This window comes from Candidatus Hydrogenedentota bacterium (assembly GCA_019695095.1).
Lineage (GTDB): Bacteria > Hydrogenedentota > Hydrogenedentia > Hydrogenedentales > SLHB01 > JAIBAQ01.
Window position 1 is genome coordinate 1 of record JAIBAQ010000006.1, and the last position, 15980, is coordinate 15980.

Genomic DNA, 15980 nt, shown 5'->3' on the forward strand with positions numbered 1-15980 from the left:
TTCGCGTCGTTGCCGCGAATCTCACCCCAGGCTGGAGTCTGCCGTGCCTACGGCACTCCGGAGAATGAGACGCGGCGAGTCATTGCGGCAGGGGGCTAACGTGTCCTCGTCACGCCATGGAAGAGACCGCGCCACAACAAGCTATGGTTGTCTTGCGCGGGTTTCTCAGGGCAAACAAAATCAAAAGAGAGGAGGGAATCGCTCCCCTCCTCTCTCGTGTAAATTGAGTTTCGGTGCCGGTTACATCTTCTGCATCATCTGCAGGAATTCGGAGTTGCTCTTGGTCTTCTTGAGTTTGTCGACCAGGAGTTCCGTGGCTTCGGTGACGCTGAGCGGGCTGAGCACTTTCAGCAAGAGCCAGATGCGCTGCAACTCGTCGTCGTTGACCAGCAGCTCTTCTTTGCGTGTGCGCGACTTGAGCACGTCGATGGCCGGGAACACGCGTTTCTCCATCAGGCGGCGGTCAAGGTGGATTTCCATATTGCCCGTGCCTTTGAATTCTTCGAAGATGACGTCGTCCATGCGGCTGCCGGTTTCGATGAGGGCCGTCGCAAGAATCGTCAAGCTGCCGCCTTCTTCGATGTTGCGCGCCGCGCCGAAGAAGCGCTTTGGACGTTGCAGTGCGTTTGCGTCGACACCACCCGACAAGACCTTGCCGCTGGCCGGCACGATGACGTTGTAGGCGCGGGCGAGGCGCGTAATCGAGTCGAGCAGAATGACCACGTCGCGCTTGTGCTCGACGAGACGGCGCGCCTTTTCGAGCACCATCTCGGCGACCTGCACGTGGCGCTCTGGCGGTTCGTCGAATGTCGATGCAATCACTTCGCCCTTCACCGAACGCGACATGTCGGTCACTTCTTCGGGGCGTTCGTCGATGAGCAGCACGATCACGTGCGCTTCGGGGTGGTTGATGGTGATGCTGTTCGCAATCTTCTGCAGCAGCACGGTCTTTCCGGTAAACGGCGCGGCCACGATCAATCCGCGCTGGCCCTTACCGATGGGAGAGATCAGGTCCATGATGCGCATGGCCGTTTCTTTGGGTTCGGTTTCCAGGCGCAGCCGTTCGTTGGGATGCAACGGCGTCAGGTTGTCGAACAGGACGCGTTCGCGGGCGACTTCCGGGCTTTCGTAGTTGACCGCCTCGACTTTGAGCAAGGCGAAGTAGCGTTCGCCTTCTTTTGGCGGACGGACATGGCCCTGAATGGTATCGCCGGTACGCAGGCCGAACTTGCGGATTTGAGAGGGAGACACGTAGATGTCGTCGGGGCCGGGCAGGTACGAATACGAACCCGAGCGCAGGAACCCGAATCCATCGGGGAGGATTTCGAGCGTACCTTCGCCGTACAACGACCCTGTCGCTTCGATGCCCTGTTGCAGGATTCGGAAGATGAGATCCTGCTTCTTCATGCCGCTGTAGCCTTCGACGTTCAGTTGGCGCGCGGCTTCGAAGAGCTCTGCCATCGTCATCTTTTTGAGATCGGCGATGGACAGTTCGGGGCCCGTCCGTTCGATCATCTCGCCATTCTCGCCTTCCAACTCGTTGGCGACATCCAACACGGGTTGGTGGCTCCGGGGGCGGTCGCGATTAGGGCGTCCGCCTGGGCCGCGCCCACCGCCGCCTTGTCCGGGACGCCTCATGCGATTGTGCGATTTCGATTGGGGTCGGTCGTGCATAGTTCTCTCAGCCATTCAACATCCTTTCGTCGCCCCGAGCGACAATAGGCCCACAGGCCTTTGGTTCCTTTTCATTCTCCCCAGTAATCCTCAGTGTATTTCCGCCCAATTCGCGCCTACCCCAACGTCTACCTTCAGAGGAACACTCAAGGTAACGGCGCCTTCCATAATCGTTTTCATCTTTTGGGCCGTCTCGTCCGCCGTATCGGCTGGAGCTTCGACGACCAATTCGTCGTGCACTTGTAAAATCATTCGGGCTTCCGAGTCCCGCAAGACTTCGTCCAACTGGACCATTGCCAGTTTGATGATGTCTGCCGCGCTGCCCTGCACGGGCGTGTTCATCGCGACGCGTTCCGCGGCTTTCCTGACGCCCACGTTGCTGCTGGTCAAGTCCGGCACATACCGGCGCCGGTTGAGCAATGTCGTGACGTATCCATCCGCGGCGGCGTTAGCCAGCGTTTCGGCAATCCATTCCTGAATACGTGGATACTTCGCGAAATACTGCTCGATGAAGCGCGCGGCCTGCGCGTTTGCGATACCTAGGTTGCGGGCAAGACCAAACGCGCTGATTCCATAGACGACGCCGAAATTGACCGCTTTGGCTTGCCGCCGCATTTCCGGTGTGACCAATTGGGGCATCACGTCGAAGACTCGCGCGGCTGTTTCCTGGTGGATATCCGCGTCGTGTTCGAAGGCTTCGCGCAAATGTTCGTCGCCGGACAGGTGGGCCAGAATCCGTAATTCAATTTGTGAATAGTCGGCAGAGATTAATCTGTGGGACCGGTCGCCTGGAACAAATCCCTCTCGAATGCGCTTGCCGATTTCGGTCCGAACCGGGATATTCTGCAGATTCGGGTCGCTGCTGGACAGGCGGCCTGTCGCCGCAACGGCCTGATTGAACGACGTATGAATACGCCCGGTTTCCGGATGTCTCAGTTTGGGAAGCGCCTCGATGTAGGTGCTCCGCAACTTCTCGAATGTGCGGTACTCCAGGATCTTCTCAGGGAGTGGATGCTCCCTCGCTAACTCCTCAAGGACTTCGACGTCTGTCGAGTATCCCGTTTTCGTTTTCCGGAGCGGTTTGAGCCCCAGCTTTCCAAACAGAAGTTCCTGCAATTGCTTGGGGGAATTGATCTGAAACGGCTCACCGGCCGCCTCATATATCTCGCTTTCCAGGGACCGCAGCCGCCCTTCAACTTCTCGCTGCAGACCCGCGAACACGTCGAGGTCAATCGCAACCCCCGTCATCTCCATCCGCTTGAGCACGCCGATTAATGGAAGCTCGACGCGTTCGAACAGGTCCATCAGTCCCCGTTCGCGAAGGATCGGACGGAACGTATCCCCCAGCCGTCCTGTCACATCGGCGTCTTCACTCGCGTACGCGCAGGCTTGATCGACGGGAACCTCGTCAAAGGTTATGGTTTTGGATCCCTTGCCGATTACGTCGGAGATAGGGATGAGCTTGCGCTTGAGGTAGTGAAGACTGATTTCGTCTAGATTATGCCTCAGCCGGGATGGGTCTGTCAAATAGGATGCAACCATCGTATCCAGGCGAATTCCGCGAATTTGGACCCCGGCGCGTTCGAGCACAATCAGGTCGTATTTGATGTTCTGGCCGATCTTCCCGATCGATTCGTCTTCAAGAAGCGGACGCAAGAGATCGAGCGCACGCTGCATTGGTATCTGCTCGGCGGGTCGCCCGGTGTTGGCCAGCACGGACATCGCCATGAGGGAATGCCCCAGCGGGATGTAGTAGCCAGTATTGGGCTTGCAGCTCAGCGATATGCCGACCAAGTGCGCGCGCATCGGGTCGGTGTGCGTCGTCTCCGTATCGACGGCGAATTCACCGGCGGCCCGCATTTCGGCGATGGCCGTCTTGAGCTCGTCTTCTGTGAGAATCAAACGGTAGTCGAGTTCCTCAACGGTGGCCGCTTCGGGCAGGTACTCCTGGAGCAACGATTGAAACTCGAGGTTGCCAAACACTTCGACTAGCTTCTCGCGGTCAGCGTCGCGCCGCGCACAGTCCTCAATACTGACCTCCAGCGGCACATCGGTCTTGATGGTTACGAGCTTGCGGCTGAGCATTGCTTGATCGTGGTCTTCCAGCAAGCGTTCCTTTTGCTTGCCTGAGATCTCGTCGATGTGTGCGTAGATGCCCTCGATGGTGCCGTATTTTTCGAGGAGGGTACGCGCGGTCTTGGGTCCGATGCCGCGCACGCCGGGAACGTTGTCGGCGGTGTCGCCCATAAGGCCGAGTGCTTCGACCACGCGCTCGGGGGGCACGCCAAAGCGCTCTCTAACCTCATCGATACCGATCCATTGGCCTTCGTCTTCCTTGTTCGGATCGAACACGGTAACGGAATCGGTCACGAGCTGGAGCATGTCCTTGTCGCCGGTCACAACGGCCACGCTAAAACCCGCTTCGGCTCCCTGGCGCGCGAGCGTTCCGATGACGTCATCCGCTTCAACTCCCGGCTCCATGAGCAACCGGATGTTGAATGCCTTCACGACCTCGTGCATCAGCGGGAATTGCGCGCGGAGGTCTTCGGGGGTCTCCGGACGCGTCGCCTTGTATTCGGCATACATATCGTCGCGGAACGTCTTGCCTGGGGCGTCGAACACCACCGCGATATGGCTGGGATCGTGTTCGCGCAGAATTTTGATCAGCACGCGCGCAAACCCGTACACCGCGTTGGTGGGGACCCCTTTCGAGTTGGTGAGATTGCGAATCGCAAAATACGCCCGGTAGGCGAACGCGCTGCCGTCTATGAGGAAGAGCCTGTCAGCCACGGGTGGCATCCCGCGCGACCGCTAAGACGGCCAATGCGGCGCGTTTGCTGGCGCCTGGGCCTCCGATTTGGACGCGCACCTTGTTGAGATCTTCAATCATCTGGTTCCGCCTGGGTCCGTCTTCGAGCAATGCGAGGGCTTCGGGCAATATCGATTCCGCGGTTGCCGCGCCTTGTATGAATTCGGGCACGATTCGCTTTCCCGCCAGAATGTTCACCATACCGATGTGTTCGACGTGCACCAGCAGCCGCGCCAAGGCGTATGTGACGGGGGCCACCTTGTACATCACGATCATGGGCACGCCCAGGAGCGCCGCTTCGACGGTAGCCGTACCAGACGCGACAAGACAGAATCGGGCGCCGCCGAGCACTTCGTAGGATTTTCCGACCGTCGTCTCAAGAGGGAAATCCCCGGCCATGGCACGAACTTGCGTTTCGCGTTCCGCATCTACGCACGGTACAACGAACCGGGCATGGGGATATCTGTCACGTATACCACGGGCGACGCCAATCATCACACCCAGCAGGCGACCGATTTCCTGTTCCCGGCTTCCGGGCAGCAGGCCGATGGTCAGCCCGTCGCGGTATTGGCCAGTCAGCGTCAATGAGGCCAGGTGATCGACCAGGGGGTGCCCCACGTATTCGCACGACACACCCGCATTCCGATAGATGGCTTCCTCAAACGGAAGGATGACGAGCATCTTTCGAACGATTTGAGCGATGGTCTTCACGCGTCCCTTTTTCCAAGCCCATACCTGGGGGCTGATGTACCAAACGACCGGGATGCCCAATCGTTTTGCCTCGCGCGCGAGCCGAATGTTAAACCCCGGGTAGTCCACCACCACAAGACAATCGGGGCGTTCCCGTTCCAAGCGCGCCACGGTGTCGTTGAAGAGCGTGCGGATGAATCCCAAATGCCGAACGACCTCGACAAACCCCATGATGGCGTGTTCCGCGAGATTAAAATCGAGCCGCATGCCCGCATCGGCCATCTGACGCCCGCCTACGCCCGCGCATTCGACGGAGGGATCTTCCTCTCGCAGGGCGCGAATCAGATTGGCCCCGTGTATATCTCCCGAGGTCTCGCCTGCGAACAGATAGATTCGAGTCACGATGGTTTCCGAATGGATTCGACGACACGCGTAGCCAGGCGCAATGCGGCCAAGGCGTCTTCGCCGGTTACGACGGGACGTTGCCGCGTGCGCACACAATCGAGAAAAGACGCCAGCTCACGTTTTAGAGGTTCGTCCTTGTGAACTTCCAAGGGTTCGACCGTAATGAGCTCCATGGGCGACATGCCCGGCTCGAGCTTACCGGCCTTCTTTTTGTAAACGATGACTTCCTGGGCGCTGTAGTCGGTGGAGACGTACATGTCTTCGGCGAAGATGCGGATCTTGCGCATGCGCTCCATGGACACGCGGCTGCTTGTGATATTGGCCACACAACCCGACGCAAAACGTATGCGGGCGTTTGCGATGTCTTCCAGTCCGGAGAATACGGAAACACCCACGGCATCGACGGAGGCCACCTCGGAGCGGACGAGCGCCTGCACAATTTCGAGATCGTGAATCATCAGGTCCAAGACGACACTGACGTCGTCTCCGCGATTGGGATAGGGGCTCAGGCGGTGGCATTCGATGAAGCGCGGTTGAGTGACCGCATCCATCAGGGCGACGACCGCGCCGTTGAATCGTTCGATGTGCCCGACCTGCAGCAGACGTCCCGCGCGATTGGCGGCGGCAACGATCTCCTCCGCTTCCAGCACCGAGGCCGCAATGGGCTTCTCCACGATGATATCGACACCCGCTTCGAGCGCCTTCAATGCGACGGCATGATGAAAGCTGGTCGGGGCGGCTATCGACAGGGCATCGACTCCCGCTTCCAGCAGGGCTTCAATGGAGTCGAAACCCTTTGTCTGAAAGTCTTCGGAGGCTTTTGTCCTCTTGCCTTCGTCAGGGTCGGCAACCCCTACGAGCTTGACGTTGGGTAATGAGGCATAGATGCGGGCATGGTGATAGCCGAGGTGGCCTACGCCGGCCACGCCGGCGCGAACGGTGTTCATACGAGTGTCCTTCAGGCGGGCGCCACGAAGTGTTCCGGGTTTACGTTCCTGCGGCCGGTCAGGCCGCTATGGTTACGGCGTGATGCCGCGAATCGACTTGCCGATGAAGTCCAGGAGATAGCTGCGTTCGTCGCTATCTTCCACGGTGGCTTCAATTTCGTGCGTGGCCTGGGTCGTGTTGAGGCCCGAACGATACAGGATCTTGTACATTGCCTTGATGCGGGCGCGGGACTCGTCGGTCAGGCCATTCCGTTTGAGGCCAACGACGTTCAGACCGCAGCATCGGGCCGGGTTTCCGTCCACCAGCATATACGGCAGCACGTCGTGCCAGATGCGCGTCATTCCGCCGACCATTGACATGGTTCCCACAACACAGAACTGATGTACGGCGCTGAGGCCGCCGATGTTGGCCCGGTCTTCGACGCGCACGTGCCCCGCCAGCGCAACGCTGTTGGCCATGATGACGTTGTTGCCCAACGAGCAGTCGTGCGCGACATGAGAATTGGCCATGAGGAGGCAACCGTTCCCGATGGTGGTGATTCGGTGCTCGTCCTCGTAGCTGCTCATGGTGCTGGCGCTGATGGTGACGTATTCCCGGATCATGTTGCCGTCGCCCAGTTCGCAGCGTCCGATGAATTCCGACTTGTGTTTCAAGTCCTGGCAACGGACGCCAATCTGCGCTCCCGCGAAGAAGACGTTGTTCTTTCCGATGATGGTCCGGCCGTCGATCACGCAATGCGGGCCGACCACGGTGCCAGAGCCGATGCGGACGTGGGGTCCGATAATGCTATACGGCTGAACTTCGACGCCCTCGTCCAACTCCGCTTTGGGATCGACGATGGCCGTAGGATGTATCTTCATACGTTGAAAACTTCCCGAATTTGCCGGTCACTTGCCCCTGTCATACGGTCCGCGGTACGCGGCCCCATCCGCGAACTGTCCCGTTCCCCAACGTGCGGACTCGTATGCCGTGCCAATTGAACGAGTGACGCCGCCGTCATTGCCCGTTCCCGACGGACCGGACACCCGCTGACGCTGCGTCAACACCTTGCACATAACTCCTGGATGCACCGTTGGACTTGGGATTGTGTACCGGGACATCTTAGGAGGTCTGTTAGGCTTGGGTAGCGATGGAATAACACAATTGGCCGTAGAATTCAAGCCGACTATCCAATCTCGGGCTGATGTAAGGGTCCTTTTGGTCCGAATTTTGACAGAAACGCGGGACCCCATTTCGCGGCTTCGGGTTGGCCGGAAGTCCGCAATTTGCACCGGCACGATTGAGCACCGACGCAAATTGCTCACGTGCAAGACGTTAAGGTTATGCCATGAGGATTTCTCGCGAACGCATTGGTTACGAAAGGGGATCAAGAGTGTTCGTGAGAAATCCGGGGAGTTGTTGCCTACCGTGTACAGGCGATCGAGCGGCGTTCGCACGTATCAAATGAAAGCCACCCGGGGAAATCTCCGCCGGGTGGCTTGATTGCTGTTTATATGGGGTATGAGGACTTAGCGTCCGCGATAGCCGCCGCGGTCTCCGCCGCGTCCGCCGCCGCCGCCACCTTCAGTCTTCGGTCGGGCTTCGTTCACGCGGAGCGAACGGCCACCCTGTTGTTTGCCATCAAGCCCGCTGATTGCTGCCTGAGCTTCTGCTGCATTCGGCATCTCGACAAAACCGAATCCTTTGGACTGATTCGTGAACTTGTCGAAAATGACGCGCGCGGAGTCAACCCGGCCGAACGCCTCAAAGTTTTGCCTCAGCTCTTCCTCTGTTGTGGAGTACGGCAGATTGCCCACATAAATGTTCATCACGCGATCCTTTTCCTTTTCTTAAACCAAAAGACATTCCACGGGTTCAGGACTACTGTGGTAGAGGATTGACCAAGGATGAGCATTGAGGTAGGATTCACGTCAAGCAGGACTTTGATAGCAATCAACACCAATAGTCACGAACACCAGACGCCCCCACGGCGTCTCTTCATTGGATGTTATAGCACACGTCTTTCTTTCTAGCAAGGCTTTTTTCACAGATTGAGACCCCTTTATCCCAATCGTGACCGGCTGTTTTGCTTTGAAACCGAGGGGAGCCGTCTGTGGGGGAAAAGCAGTGGTCTACGCTGACACCTGCATCGCTTGCATAGTCTGGAATTCCCGCAAACGCACCCAGACGCGTCGGGCGACCGTTGCGTACACGAGCCTTCCAGCGAAAGGGAAGGTAGTCCTACGTACGCAGAGTGTGTTCCCGAGAAGTCCTCATGGCATAACTCTAACGTCTTGCACGTGAGCGATTTGCGACGGCGTTCCGGCGCTGCAAATTACGGCACGGTCGCAGGGCTACTCCTGGGAGGCGGGCAAGTGACGCCGAATCTGGGCCACGAGTTCCGCGGGCGTAAACGGTTTCAGGACCAAGGTGGCGGCGCCGGCGTTGATGCTTTTGACCAAGGCATCGTGACTGTGGGCGGAGGAGAGCGTGAGCACCGGGATATTCTGGGTTTGCGGGTTAGCTTTAAGTTGTTCGCAGACTTCGTACCCGCTCATCATGGGCATCATGATATCGAGCAATACGAGATCCGGTCGCTCGGTTTCGGCCAAGTCGACGGCGCTGATGCCATCATAGGCGCTCACGACGTCAAATCCCTCGGTCTTGAGGGCGCGCGCAATCAGCATGACAGTATCGGGTTCATCATCCACAACGAGGATCTTCGGCGCTTTCACGGGCCTCCTATCCCGCAACCTGCACAAGGATGGCAGGGTGCGAATACGCGAATCCTACACTCCACACTTCAGTTTCGCCTCGTCATGGGTTGCTGACCGCCCCCTTGCCGGCGAAGCTGCTCACTTACGGCGCTTTGGCGTTCCCCCAATCCGAATATCGATCGTATGCATTCGGGTGCGGCTGCGTTTTGCGGGGGTAGACGACCTCTTTGCGTATAGAGGACGAGTCTCCTGCCGCTCGATCTGTTTTTGCAGCAACTGCACCCCGTGGTCCAAGAACCCCTCGGGATCGTCCGCGACGCGGACAATTAATCCGTCGACGGGCGGTGACAGCGGTTCGTTGAATTGTTCGTCGCGCATCAATTGAACGGAGACTTCCGTTCCCACGGGAAAGCTCTCCATCATCCGTATGCACATTCCGTAGGGCGTAATGTTGATGATCACGCCTTGGGTAAACAACTCAGCCGCATCTTTCGGCCACATACGGCAGGGCCTGCACGTTTCCGTGCGCTGTGCGCGGCGACGCCCCCGACGCAGCGACTTATTGTCGTCGCTCAGGAACATTTCGTCCGTCATAAGGAGACCTCGTAGTTTCCTCTACGTCCTGACTGCAATATCGGCGCACCTCGTCCGGGTATCTCTCGAACTCGCGCGAACATTGCTGACCAGCAGTCGTTTGCGAGACTTGCAGCGAACAACAAGGCCGTTCCCCGCAAACGGAATGCGTTCGCGAGAAGCCCTCCTGGCATAGCCTCAACGTCTTGCGCGAGAGCGATTTGCGCCGGCGCTCAGTTAGGCCGGTACGAATTACGGGCCAGACTTTTGCCGGTCATACTTTAACACACCATGCACCGCGTTGTATGCCATTAACTTACGAGCTTCTGCAAATAACCCGGACTTCTCTTAGCGCGGCATAGCCGCAACCAAAGGGTTGGCAATTTTGGATTTTAGATTTTCGATTTTGGATTAAAGAGAAGTGGGGCACGGTCAGGACATGGGGTGCAGTGGGGCGCGGCGTTGAGTCTCCCGAAGAGTGCCTGCGACTCATCTTCCGCGAAAGAAACGAGGAAGTTGCCAGATAGTAGTACGAACACGCAGATGGCCATCTCGTGAGGAATATGTTTGCGGGTTTGGGGCCAAGACAGAGGCAGTTCTCCACAAACGCTTCCGTTGTTGGACGGCCCGCGTTGGAATTAAATGGCTTTGACTCGTAAACTGACCCAATGCGAATCATGTGCACATCGCGCCGCGTCTGCTCCATGATGGCGGCATCTTTGCTGTTATTTGTGTACGCGTTAAATGCGCACGCTCTGCAACTGCCTTTGTTGGGAATCGGGGGCGAAAAGGAGGATCCGCGCGATACGGCGTTTGCCGGGGCCGCGCTGACTCCCGCCGCGGAAGGCGTTGTGTGGGGAAGACCGTTGGACGCCGGCCCCATCCGCGTCTTGTTTCTCGCGCCACGATTTACGATGCGGGATGCCAGCGAACTCTTACGACGGCTCGACGTGGAGCTGATTCCGGTTTCCCTTTGGAGTGACACGCAACTTGGCCAACCGGAGAACTCGGGTCCAGCCGTTGCGGGATGCTCAGCCCAAGAGACGTTGTCCCGCCTTCATGACGCGCTGCAACGCCGGATAGACGTAATCGTCGCCGCGGATTTCGATTTCCACGCGCTGCCCCAGGAAGATTTTGCCGCCCTAACGGAGAAAGTGCGGACAGGGACGGGTTTGCTTCTCGCCAACCATCAATATGATGCCCCTGAACACGTGATGCAGTTTCTCAACGCGCTCACGCCGGCGGAGGACGGGGACTACGTGACGCGAGGGGTTGGTGAGTCGTTGTCGCCGGAATGGCGCAAGGGGCTCGACTTTGTCGTGCTTGAGCATCACGGCGAGGGCCGAGTTGTCGAATTGGACTACTCCGGTGGCCGCCCGCTTTCGCACTGCCTGCTGCCGGTGCTCGAGAACCCGACGCTTGCCGAGCCCGAACATCTGGATACCTACCTTTCGCTAATCGCGCGGGCGGTGCGGTGGTTGGCAAAGCGCGAGCCCGCGGTTGCGGTGGAGTCCATTACGGCCTTGGCGCCCGCGGCTCCGAACGAGGCGGAAATTCCTCTCAACATTGCGGATGAGCCCGCGCAGGTGCCGCAGATGACTGCGCGTTCGCAGTACTTCCGCCCGTATGAGCTTCGGCTGCGGAAACCTGCCGAGCGCGACTACTTAGTGCGCTCTCAATTGAGGCAGCCAGGCCGAGCGCACCCCTTTGAGATCATCTACAAAGCGATTCTGCACAAGGGAGAAAGCACCTATCGGCTGTACGCGCCAGCGACTTCGGGCAAATTCTACATGGATGTTTGGCTGCTGGATGGCGAGAAGGTCGTGGAATGGCATACGGAAGCGATCGAAGTCGAAGGACGTCCATTCATCATCAAGGCCCGAGTCAGCAAGCCCCTCGTGCAGACTCAGGATACGCTCGGCGTGGAAGTGGCGTTGCTGTCGAGTCCACGGCCGTGCACGATTCACGTGCGGGCCATCGATTCGCTGGGGCGGCTGGTTGCGCGCGCAACAGAGACCATCGATACAGGCGTAACCGTCGCGCAAGTAGCGCTCAGTCTTTCCGATCTGCTTACGACCTCGTTAAAGATAGAAGCGTATGCAGTGGATCGAGAGACCTCGGAAGTGGGCGATTGGGATTTGAGGCAGGCGGCCTTCGCGTGCGAGTACGTGCCGGTGCGTCTCCCAATCGATCCCGGGGACTTTGCGTGGGGGGTCGTGGAAGACGGTTCCGCAGAGTACAACAAGCGATACGCGTACAGAACGCTGACCGAATTGGGTGTGACGTATGTCGATACTATCGGCAATGAAGTCGCCACGGGGGTTCTGGGACGGGCGGGTCTGCGTTCGTTCGCTCGCGTAACGCAATACCTTCCGGATAGTCCGGCCATCGATTTGGTTCGGCAGCCTTGCCTGAACGATCCGCGCTTTGTGCAGTCGGACACGGATTCGCTCACTTCGATGGCCACCGCGTTGCGCACACAGGGACTGGCCGGTTACTCCATCGGCAGCAGGAATACGCTCACCAAGAACGATGAAGATGTCTGCCATTCACCGGAATGCGTGGAGGCTTATTGGAATCGGCTTCAACAAACGTACGGCGGCTTGGAGCACGTGAATGCGAGGTGGGCGACGTCTTATCCCGATTGGGATTCCGTGCGGCCGCCGTTGCGCGATGCGGCGGCAACCTCGGGGAACTACGCGCCGTGGGTAGATTTTCGCGCCAGCATGAATGCGGTGTTTGAAGACACCCACGCACGTGCGCGCAAAACCTTGCGCAACGTCGATCCGCGCGCGTGGGTCGGATTCCGCGCGTATCCGAACGCGAGCGCCTTGCAGGGATACGACTGGGGGCGTTTGACGCCGGCGATGGACTGGATGACGGTCGACCCCGATCCCGTGTCTGTTGAGCGCGTGCGCTCGTTCAAGCGAAAGGATGCGTCGGCTGGCATGGTGTTGGACTACGGCGCGCATGAAAACGATGCGGTGTGGCAACGATGGGAGCCGTGGTACGCAGTTCTGCACGGCTTCGGAACCGTTTGGTATCCAGGCGCACTGGGGTCGAGCGCATACGCCAATCGGAACGTGCTGCTCAGTCCCGATGGCAATCCGTTGCCGTCTCCTTCCCCGGCATTGCCGGAAATCGAAGCGATACAGGGAGGAATCTCTTCGCTTGTTGCACAAGCCGAGAGGATGAACTCAGGGATCGCCCTGTTCGACGATGCCGCCAGCGAGATTCTGAGTTATGTAGAAGGCGAATCGAGTGGCCATAGTCAAGACGAATTGCTGGCGTTCATGGAACTGATCCATGGGCTGGGGTACCAATTCGATCTCGTAAACGACGAGCAGATCGCGAACGGGGCATTGAGTGCGTATCGAGTTCTCGTGCTTCCGAAAGCCCGCGCGTTGAGCAACAAGACCGTGGAAGCGATCGCGCAATTTCACCAACAGGGCGGAAGCCTGATTGCCGGGTACGCACCCGGCGTCTACGACGAGCACGGCCTTGTTCGGGCCGGGAACCCGTTGCCTGCTCTGTTTGGGGCAGCCATTTCCAAACCGGGGACGTGGACTCCCCCATCCAATGGCGAGGCCTCCGTTTCGCTCGACGAAAAGACATTCAATGCCAACTTGGAGGGCGCGATTGCCGAGACGGGGCTGCAGGCGCAAGAGGGAATCACGCCGGGCGGGACCGCGGGTGAGACTCCGGTGTGGTTTGTCCGGCGCGGCGAGCAGGGAGTCGCGGCGCTTCTAAATCACAGCGTAATACCGTGGCAAGCGAAGCCCGCGGGGGGCGACGCGCTGCTTCGCGCCCTGTTGCGCGCAGGGGGAGCGGAGCCTGTGGCCGAATTCGCGAAGAAAGGGACGAGGCTGTTTCGGGGAGAGGTGGTTGGGTACCGGCTGGGCAACGTGCGCATTTACGGCGTGATCGCGCGGCCGGATGCCGGCGAACAGAAGCTACAAATGAAGCTGGACGATCCGGGCGCGGTGTTCAACGTGCGAACCGGCACGCGAGTGGTGCGCCCCAAGTCGATGACCATGTCGCTGGGCGCGGGCATGTCGGAGGTCTACGCTTCGCTGCCGTATGACGTGACGGGGCTCGATTTGGAAATGCCGAAGAGTATGGTTTTGGGAGAACGCTTCCCGATGGTGTTCAAGGTCAATGCGCGCAAGGAGACGCCTAGAGTTCACGTTATTCACGTCGAGCTTCGTTTCGTTCAGGGCGACCAGGAAACGCTGTTGCGGCATTACACAAAAGACGTTGTGTGTGCGGAGGGAACGGGCAACGCCTTCATCCCGTTTGCCTTGAACGAACTGCCGGGAGTCTACAAGCTGACGGCCCGCGATGTTCTGTCGGGCAAGACCGCGGAGACCATCATTCAAGTGCTGAAGACGGGCGAAGTCATCAACGGTCCGGCGAACCTGATGTAATGTAGTTGAGAGGAAGAGAAACGCGCGCATGTTGGGTTCCATTCATCAATTGCACTATCTGCCGTGGCTGCGGTACTTCGAGAAGATCGCACGCGCCGGCGTGTTCATCGTGCTCGACAACATCCAGTACAACAAGAATGGCTGGCAGAACCGCAATCGAGTCAAGACGCCGTCCGGTCCGGTGATACTGACCGTTCCCGTACACGCGCCGCTGGCTTGTACGCTCGATGAAGTTGGTATAGACAACTCGCAACATTGGCGCCGGAAGCACTGGAGTACGTTGAAACAAAGTTACGGCAAGGCGCCGTACTTTGCTCAGTACGCGCCGTTTTTTGAGGACGTATACGGCAGGGAGTGGAGCAGCCTCAACGAGATCAACCGCCACATGCTCACGTGGTATGTGCAGACCCTGGGGATCGAGACGCGTATTGTATATGCTTCCGAGCTCAGCGTTCCGGGAATCGCAACCGAACGTCTGATCAATCTCCTCAAAGCCGTGGGCGCCGATTGTTACTACAGCGGCGCATACGCGTTGGAGCAATACCTCGATGCGGCGCAACTGGAAGCAGCGGGAATTGGCCTCGAATTGCAGCATTGGACCGCGCCCGTGTATCCGCAGTCGCATGGCGCGTTCGTAGCCGATCTGTCGATCGTCGATTTGCTGTTTCACTGCGGTCCGGATTCGCTGCGGGTGCTGCTGAGCGAGGACTTCAGGCCCAACGCTGTAAAGCGAGCCGCGGAATGAAGATTGGTCACAGCGCTCCGACGATTGGCCACGAAGAGCGCGAGGCCGCCGCGCGTGTGCTTGCCTCCGGGCGTTTGGCGCAAGGAGCGGAAGTTGCCGCGTTTGAGGCGGAGTGCGCCGCGGTTACCGGACGCGCCTATGGCGTGGCGACGAGCAGCGGCACCGCCGCGTTGCACTTGGCACTGGAGGCATTGGGTTGCACGCGACAGAGTCGCGTCGCCCTGCCGACGTACGGGTGCGTCTCGTTGGCAACCGCCGTCGACCTGGCAGGCGGACAGCCGGTTCTTTGTGAGGTGGGTCACGATTTCAATCTCGATCCGGCGGCGGTTCCTGTCGACTGCCACAGCGTCATTCTGGCGCACCTGTTTGGCGCGCGCGCGCAGATGCCGGACAACAAGCGCGTGATCGAGGATATCGCGCAGTCCATCGGGGGACCGACGGGCGGCGATTCGATTGTTGCCGTAGCGTCCTTTTACGCGACGAAGCTCATAACCGCCGGCGGCGAGGGCGGCATGGTCCTGACGGACGATTCCGGCATTGCGGAGTATGTGCGCGATCGCCGCGACTATGACAACCGAGACAGCTACGTCCGCCGCTACAACTACAAGCTCACGGAAGTACAGGCAGCGGTGGGACGTGTGCAACTACGACGGTTGCCGGAGTTTATCGAGCGCAGACGGTCCATTGCGGCGCGTTACGAAGAAGCACTTCGCGGATATCCCCTGCGTTTGCCTTCGGGCGACGGACACGTCTACTTCCGATACGTTGTGCAGACACCGCGCCGCGACGAGTTGGAGCGCGCGCTCAACGAGAAGGGTATCGAGGCCAAACGTCCGGTCTATCTCCCGGCGCATCGCTATCTTGGCGGGCATTTCCCCGTGGCCGACGAGGTTCACGAGCGATGCCTGTCGCTTCCCATCTATCCCTCATTGACAGACGACGCGGTAACGTTCATCATCGATGGGGTGAAGCGCTGCTTTTCATGAGCGGCGCAAGCGGGTTGGCAAAAGGGG

12 protein-coding genes are annotated in these 15980 nt (G+C 59.0%); 3 read left to right on the forward strand and 9 right to left on the reverse strand.

The window, feature by feature from the left end; genetic code table 11:
- Positions 1-240: 240 nt before the first annotated feature.
- The 9 genes from rho to K1Y02_01975 all read right to left on the reverse strand — a co-directional run bounded on the left by rho (position 241) and on the right by K1Y02_01975 (position 9816).
- Positions 241-1491: a transcription termination factor Rho gene (rho, locus tag K1Y02_01935; protein MBX7255093.1), complete on the reverse strand. Its 1251-nt coding sequence runs from the start codon at positions 1489-1491 to the stop codon at positions 241-243.
- Between the two features lie 273 nt (positions 1492-1764).
- Positions 1765-4473 (reverse strand): DNA polymerase I, encoded by a 2709-nt coding sequence (gene polA, locus K1Y02_01940; GenBank protein ID MBX7255094.1) that lies wholly within the window; start codon positions 4471-4473, stop codon positions 1765-1767.
- A complete protein-coding gene (gene lpxB / locus K1Y02_01945) occupies positions 4457-5575 on the reverse strand; it encodes a lipid-A-disaccharide synthase (GenBank protein MBX7255095.1) in 1119 nt (372 codons plus the stop codon). The genes polA and lpxB overlap by 17 nt, the downstream gene beginning before the upstream one ends.
- Entirely contained in the window at positions 5572-6525 is a 954-nt protein-coding gene (locus tag K1Y02_01950; protein ID MBX7255096.1) for a Gfo/Idh/MocA family oxidoreductase, read from the reverse strand. The genes lpxB and K1Y02_01950 overlap by 4 nt, the downstream gene beginning before the upstream one ends.
- A 72-nt stretch (positions 6526-6597) precedes the next feature.
- Positions 6598-7386 carry an acyl-ACP--UDP-N-acetylglucosamine O-acyltransferase gene (gene lpxA, locus K1Y02_01955; GenBank protein ID MBX7255097.1) on the reverse strand — a complete coding sequence of 263 codons (789 nt, stop codon included), beginning with the start codon at positions 7384-7386 and terminating at the stop codon, positions 6598-6600.
- A gap of 27 nt (positions 7387-7413) precedes the next feature.
- Positions 7414-7572: a hypothetical protein gene (locus tag K1Y02_01960; GenBank protein ID MBX7255098.1), complete on the reverse strand. Its 159-nt coding sequence runs from the start codon at positions 7570-7572 to the stop codon at positions 7414-7416.
- Between the two features lie 462 nt (positions 7573-8034).
- Entirely contained in the window at positions 8035-8334 is a 300-nt protein-coding gene (locus tag K1Y02_01965; GenBank protein ID MBX7255099.1) for an RNA-binding protein, read from the reverse strand.
- 525 nt (positions 8335-8859) lie between these two features.
- Entirely contained in the window at positions 8860-9240 is a 381-nt protein-coding gene (locus K1Y02_01970) for a response regulator (GenBank protein MBX7255100.1), read from the reverse strand.
- A gap of 120 nt (positions 9241-9360) precedes the next feature.
- On the reverse strand, positions 9361-9816 hold the full coding sequence (locus tag K1Y02_01975) for a hypothetical protein (GenBank protein ID MBX7255101.1): 456 nt from the start codon (positions 9814-9816) through the stop codon (positions 9361-9363).
- Positions 9817-10499: 683 nt separating this feature from the next.
- On the opposite strand from K1Y02_01975, the gene K1Y02_01980 reads away from it, so the two are divergent.
- The 3 genes from K1Y02_01980 to K1Y02_01990 are packed head-to-tail and all read left to right on the forward strand — an operon-like array spanning position 10500 to position 15953.
- Positions 10500-14222 carry a beta-galactosidase gene (locus tag K1Y02_01980; GenBank protein MBX7255102.1) on the forward strand — a complete coding sequence of 1241 codons (3723 nt, stop codon included), beginning with the start codon at positions 10500-10502 and terminating at the stop codon, positions 14220-14222.
- A gap of 28 nt (positions 14223-14250) precedes the next feature.
- Complete coding sequence (locus K1Y02_01985; protein MBX7255103.1) at positions 14251-14967, forward strand: WbqC family protein; 717 nt, start codon at positions 14251-14253, stop codon at positions 14965-14967.
- A complete protein-coding gene (locus tag K1Y02_01990; protein MBX7255104.1) occupies positions 14964-15953 on the forward strand; it encodes a DegT/DnrJ/EryC1/StrS family aminotransferase in 990 nt (329 codons plus the stop codon). Before K1Y02_01985 ends, K1Y02_01990 begins: the two co-directional genes overlap by 4 nt.
- Positions 15954-15980 lie beyond the last annotated feature (27 nt).

Bases quoted from the DNA above. Each gene is read 5' to 3' on its own strand.
- polA (MBX7255094.1), bottom strand. From the start codon at position 4,473: ATGCCACCCGTGGCTGACAGGCTCTTCCTCATAGACGGCAGCGCGTTC.
- K1Y02_01985 (MBX7255103.1), top strand. From the start codon at position 14,251: ATGTTGGGTTCCATTCATCAATTGCACTATCTGCCGTGGCTGCGGTAC.
- K1Y02_01990 (MBX7255104.1), top strand. From the start codon at position 14,964: ATGAAGATTGGTCACAGCGCTCCGACGATTGGCCACGAAGAGCGCGAG.
- K1Y02_01950 (MBX7255096.1), bottom strand. From the start codon at position 6,525: ATGAACACCGTTCGCGCCGGCGTGGCCGGCGTAGGCCACCTCGGCTAT.
- lpxA (MBX7255097.1), bottom strand. From the start codon at position 7,386: ATGAAGATACATCCTACGGCCATCGTCGATCCCAAAGCGGAGTTGGAC.
- K1Y02_01965 (MBX7255099.1), bottom strand. From the start codon at position 8,334: ATGAACATTTATGTGGGCAATCTGCCGTACTCCACAACAGAGGAAGAG.
- K1Y02_01980 (MBX7255102.1), top strand. From the start codon at position 10,500: ATGATGGCGGCATCTTTGCTGTTATTTGTGTACGCGTTAAATGCGCAC.
- K1Y02_01975 (MBX7255101.1), bottom strand. From the start codon at position 9,816: ATGACGGACGAAATGTTCCTGAGCGACGACAATAAGTCGCTGCGTCGG.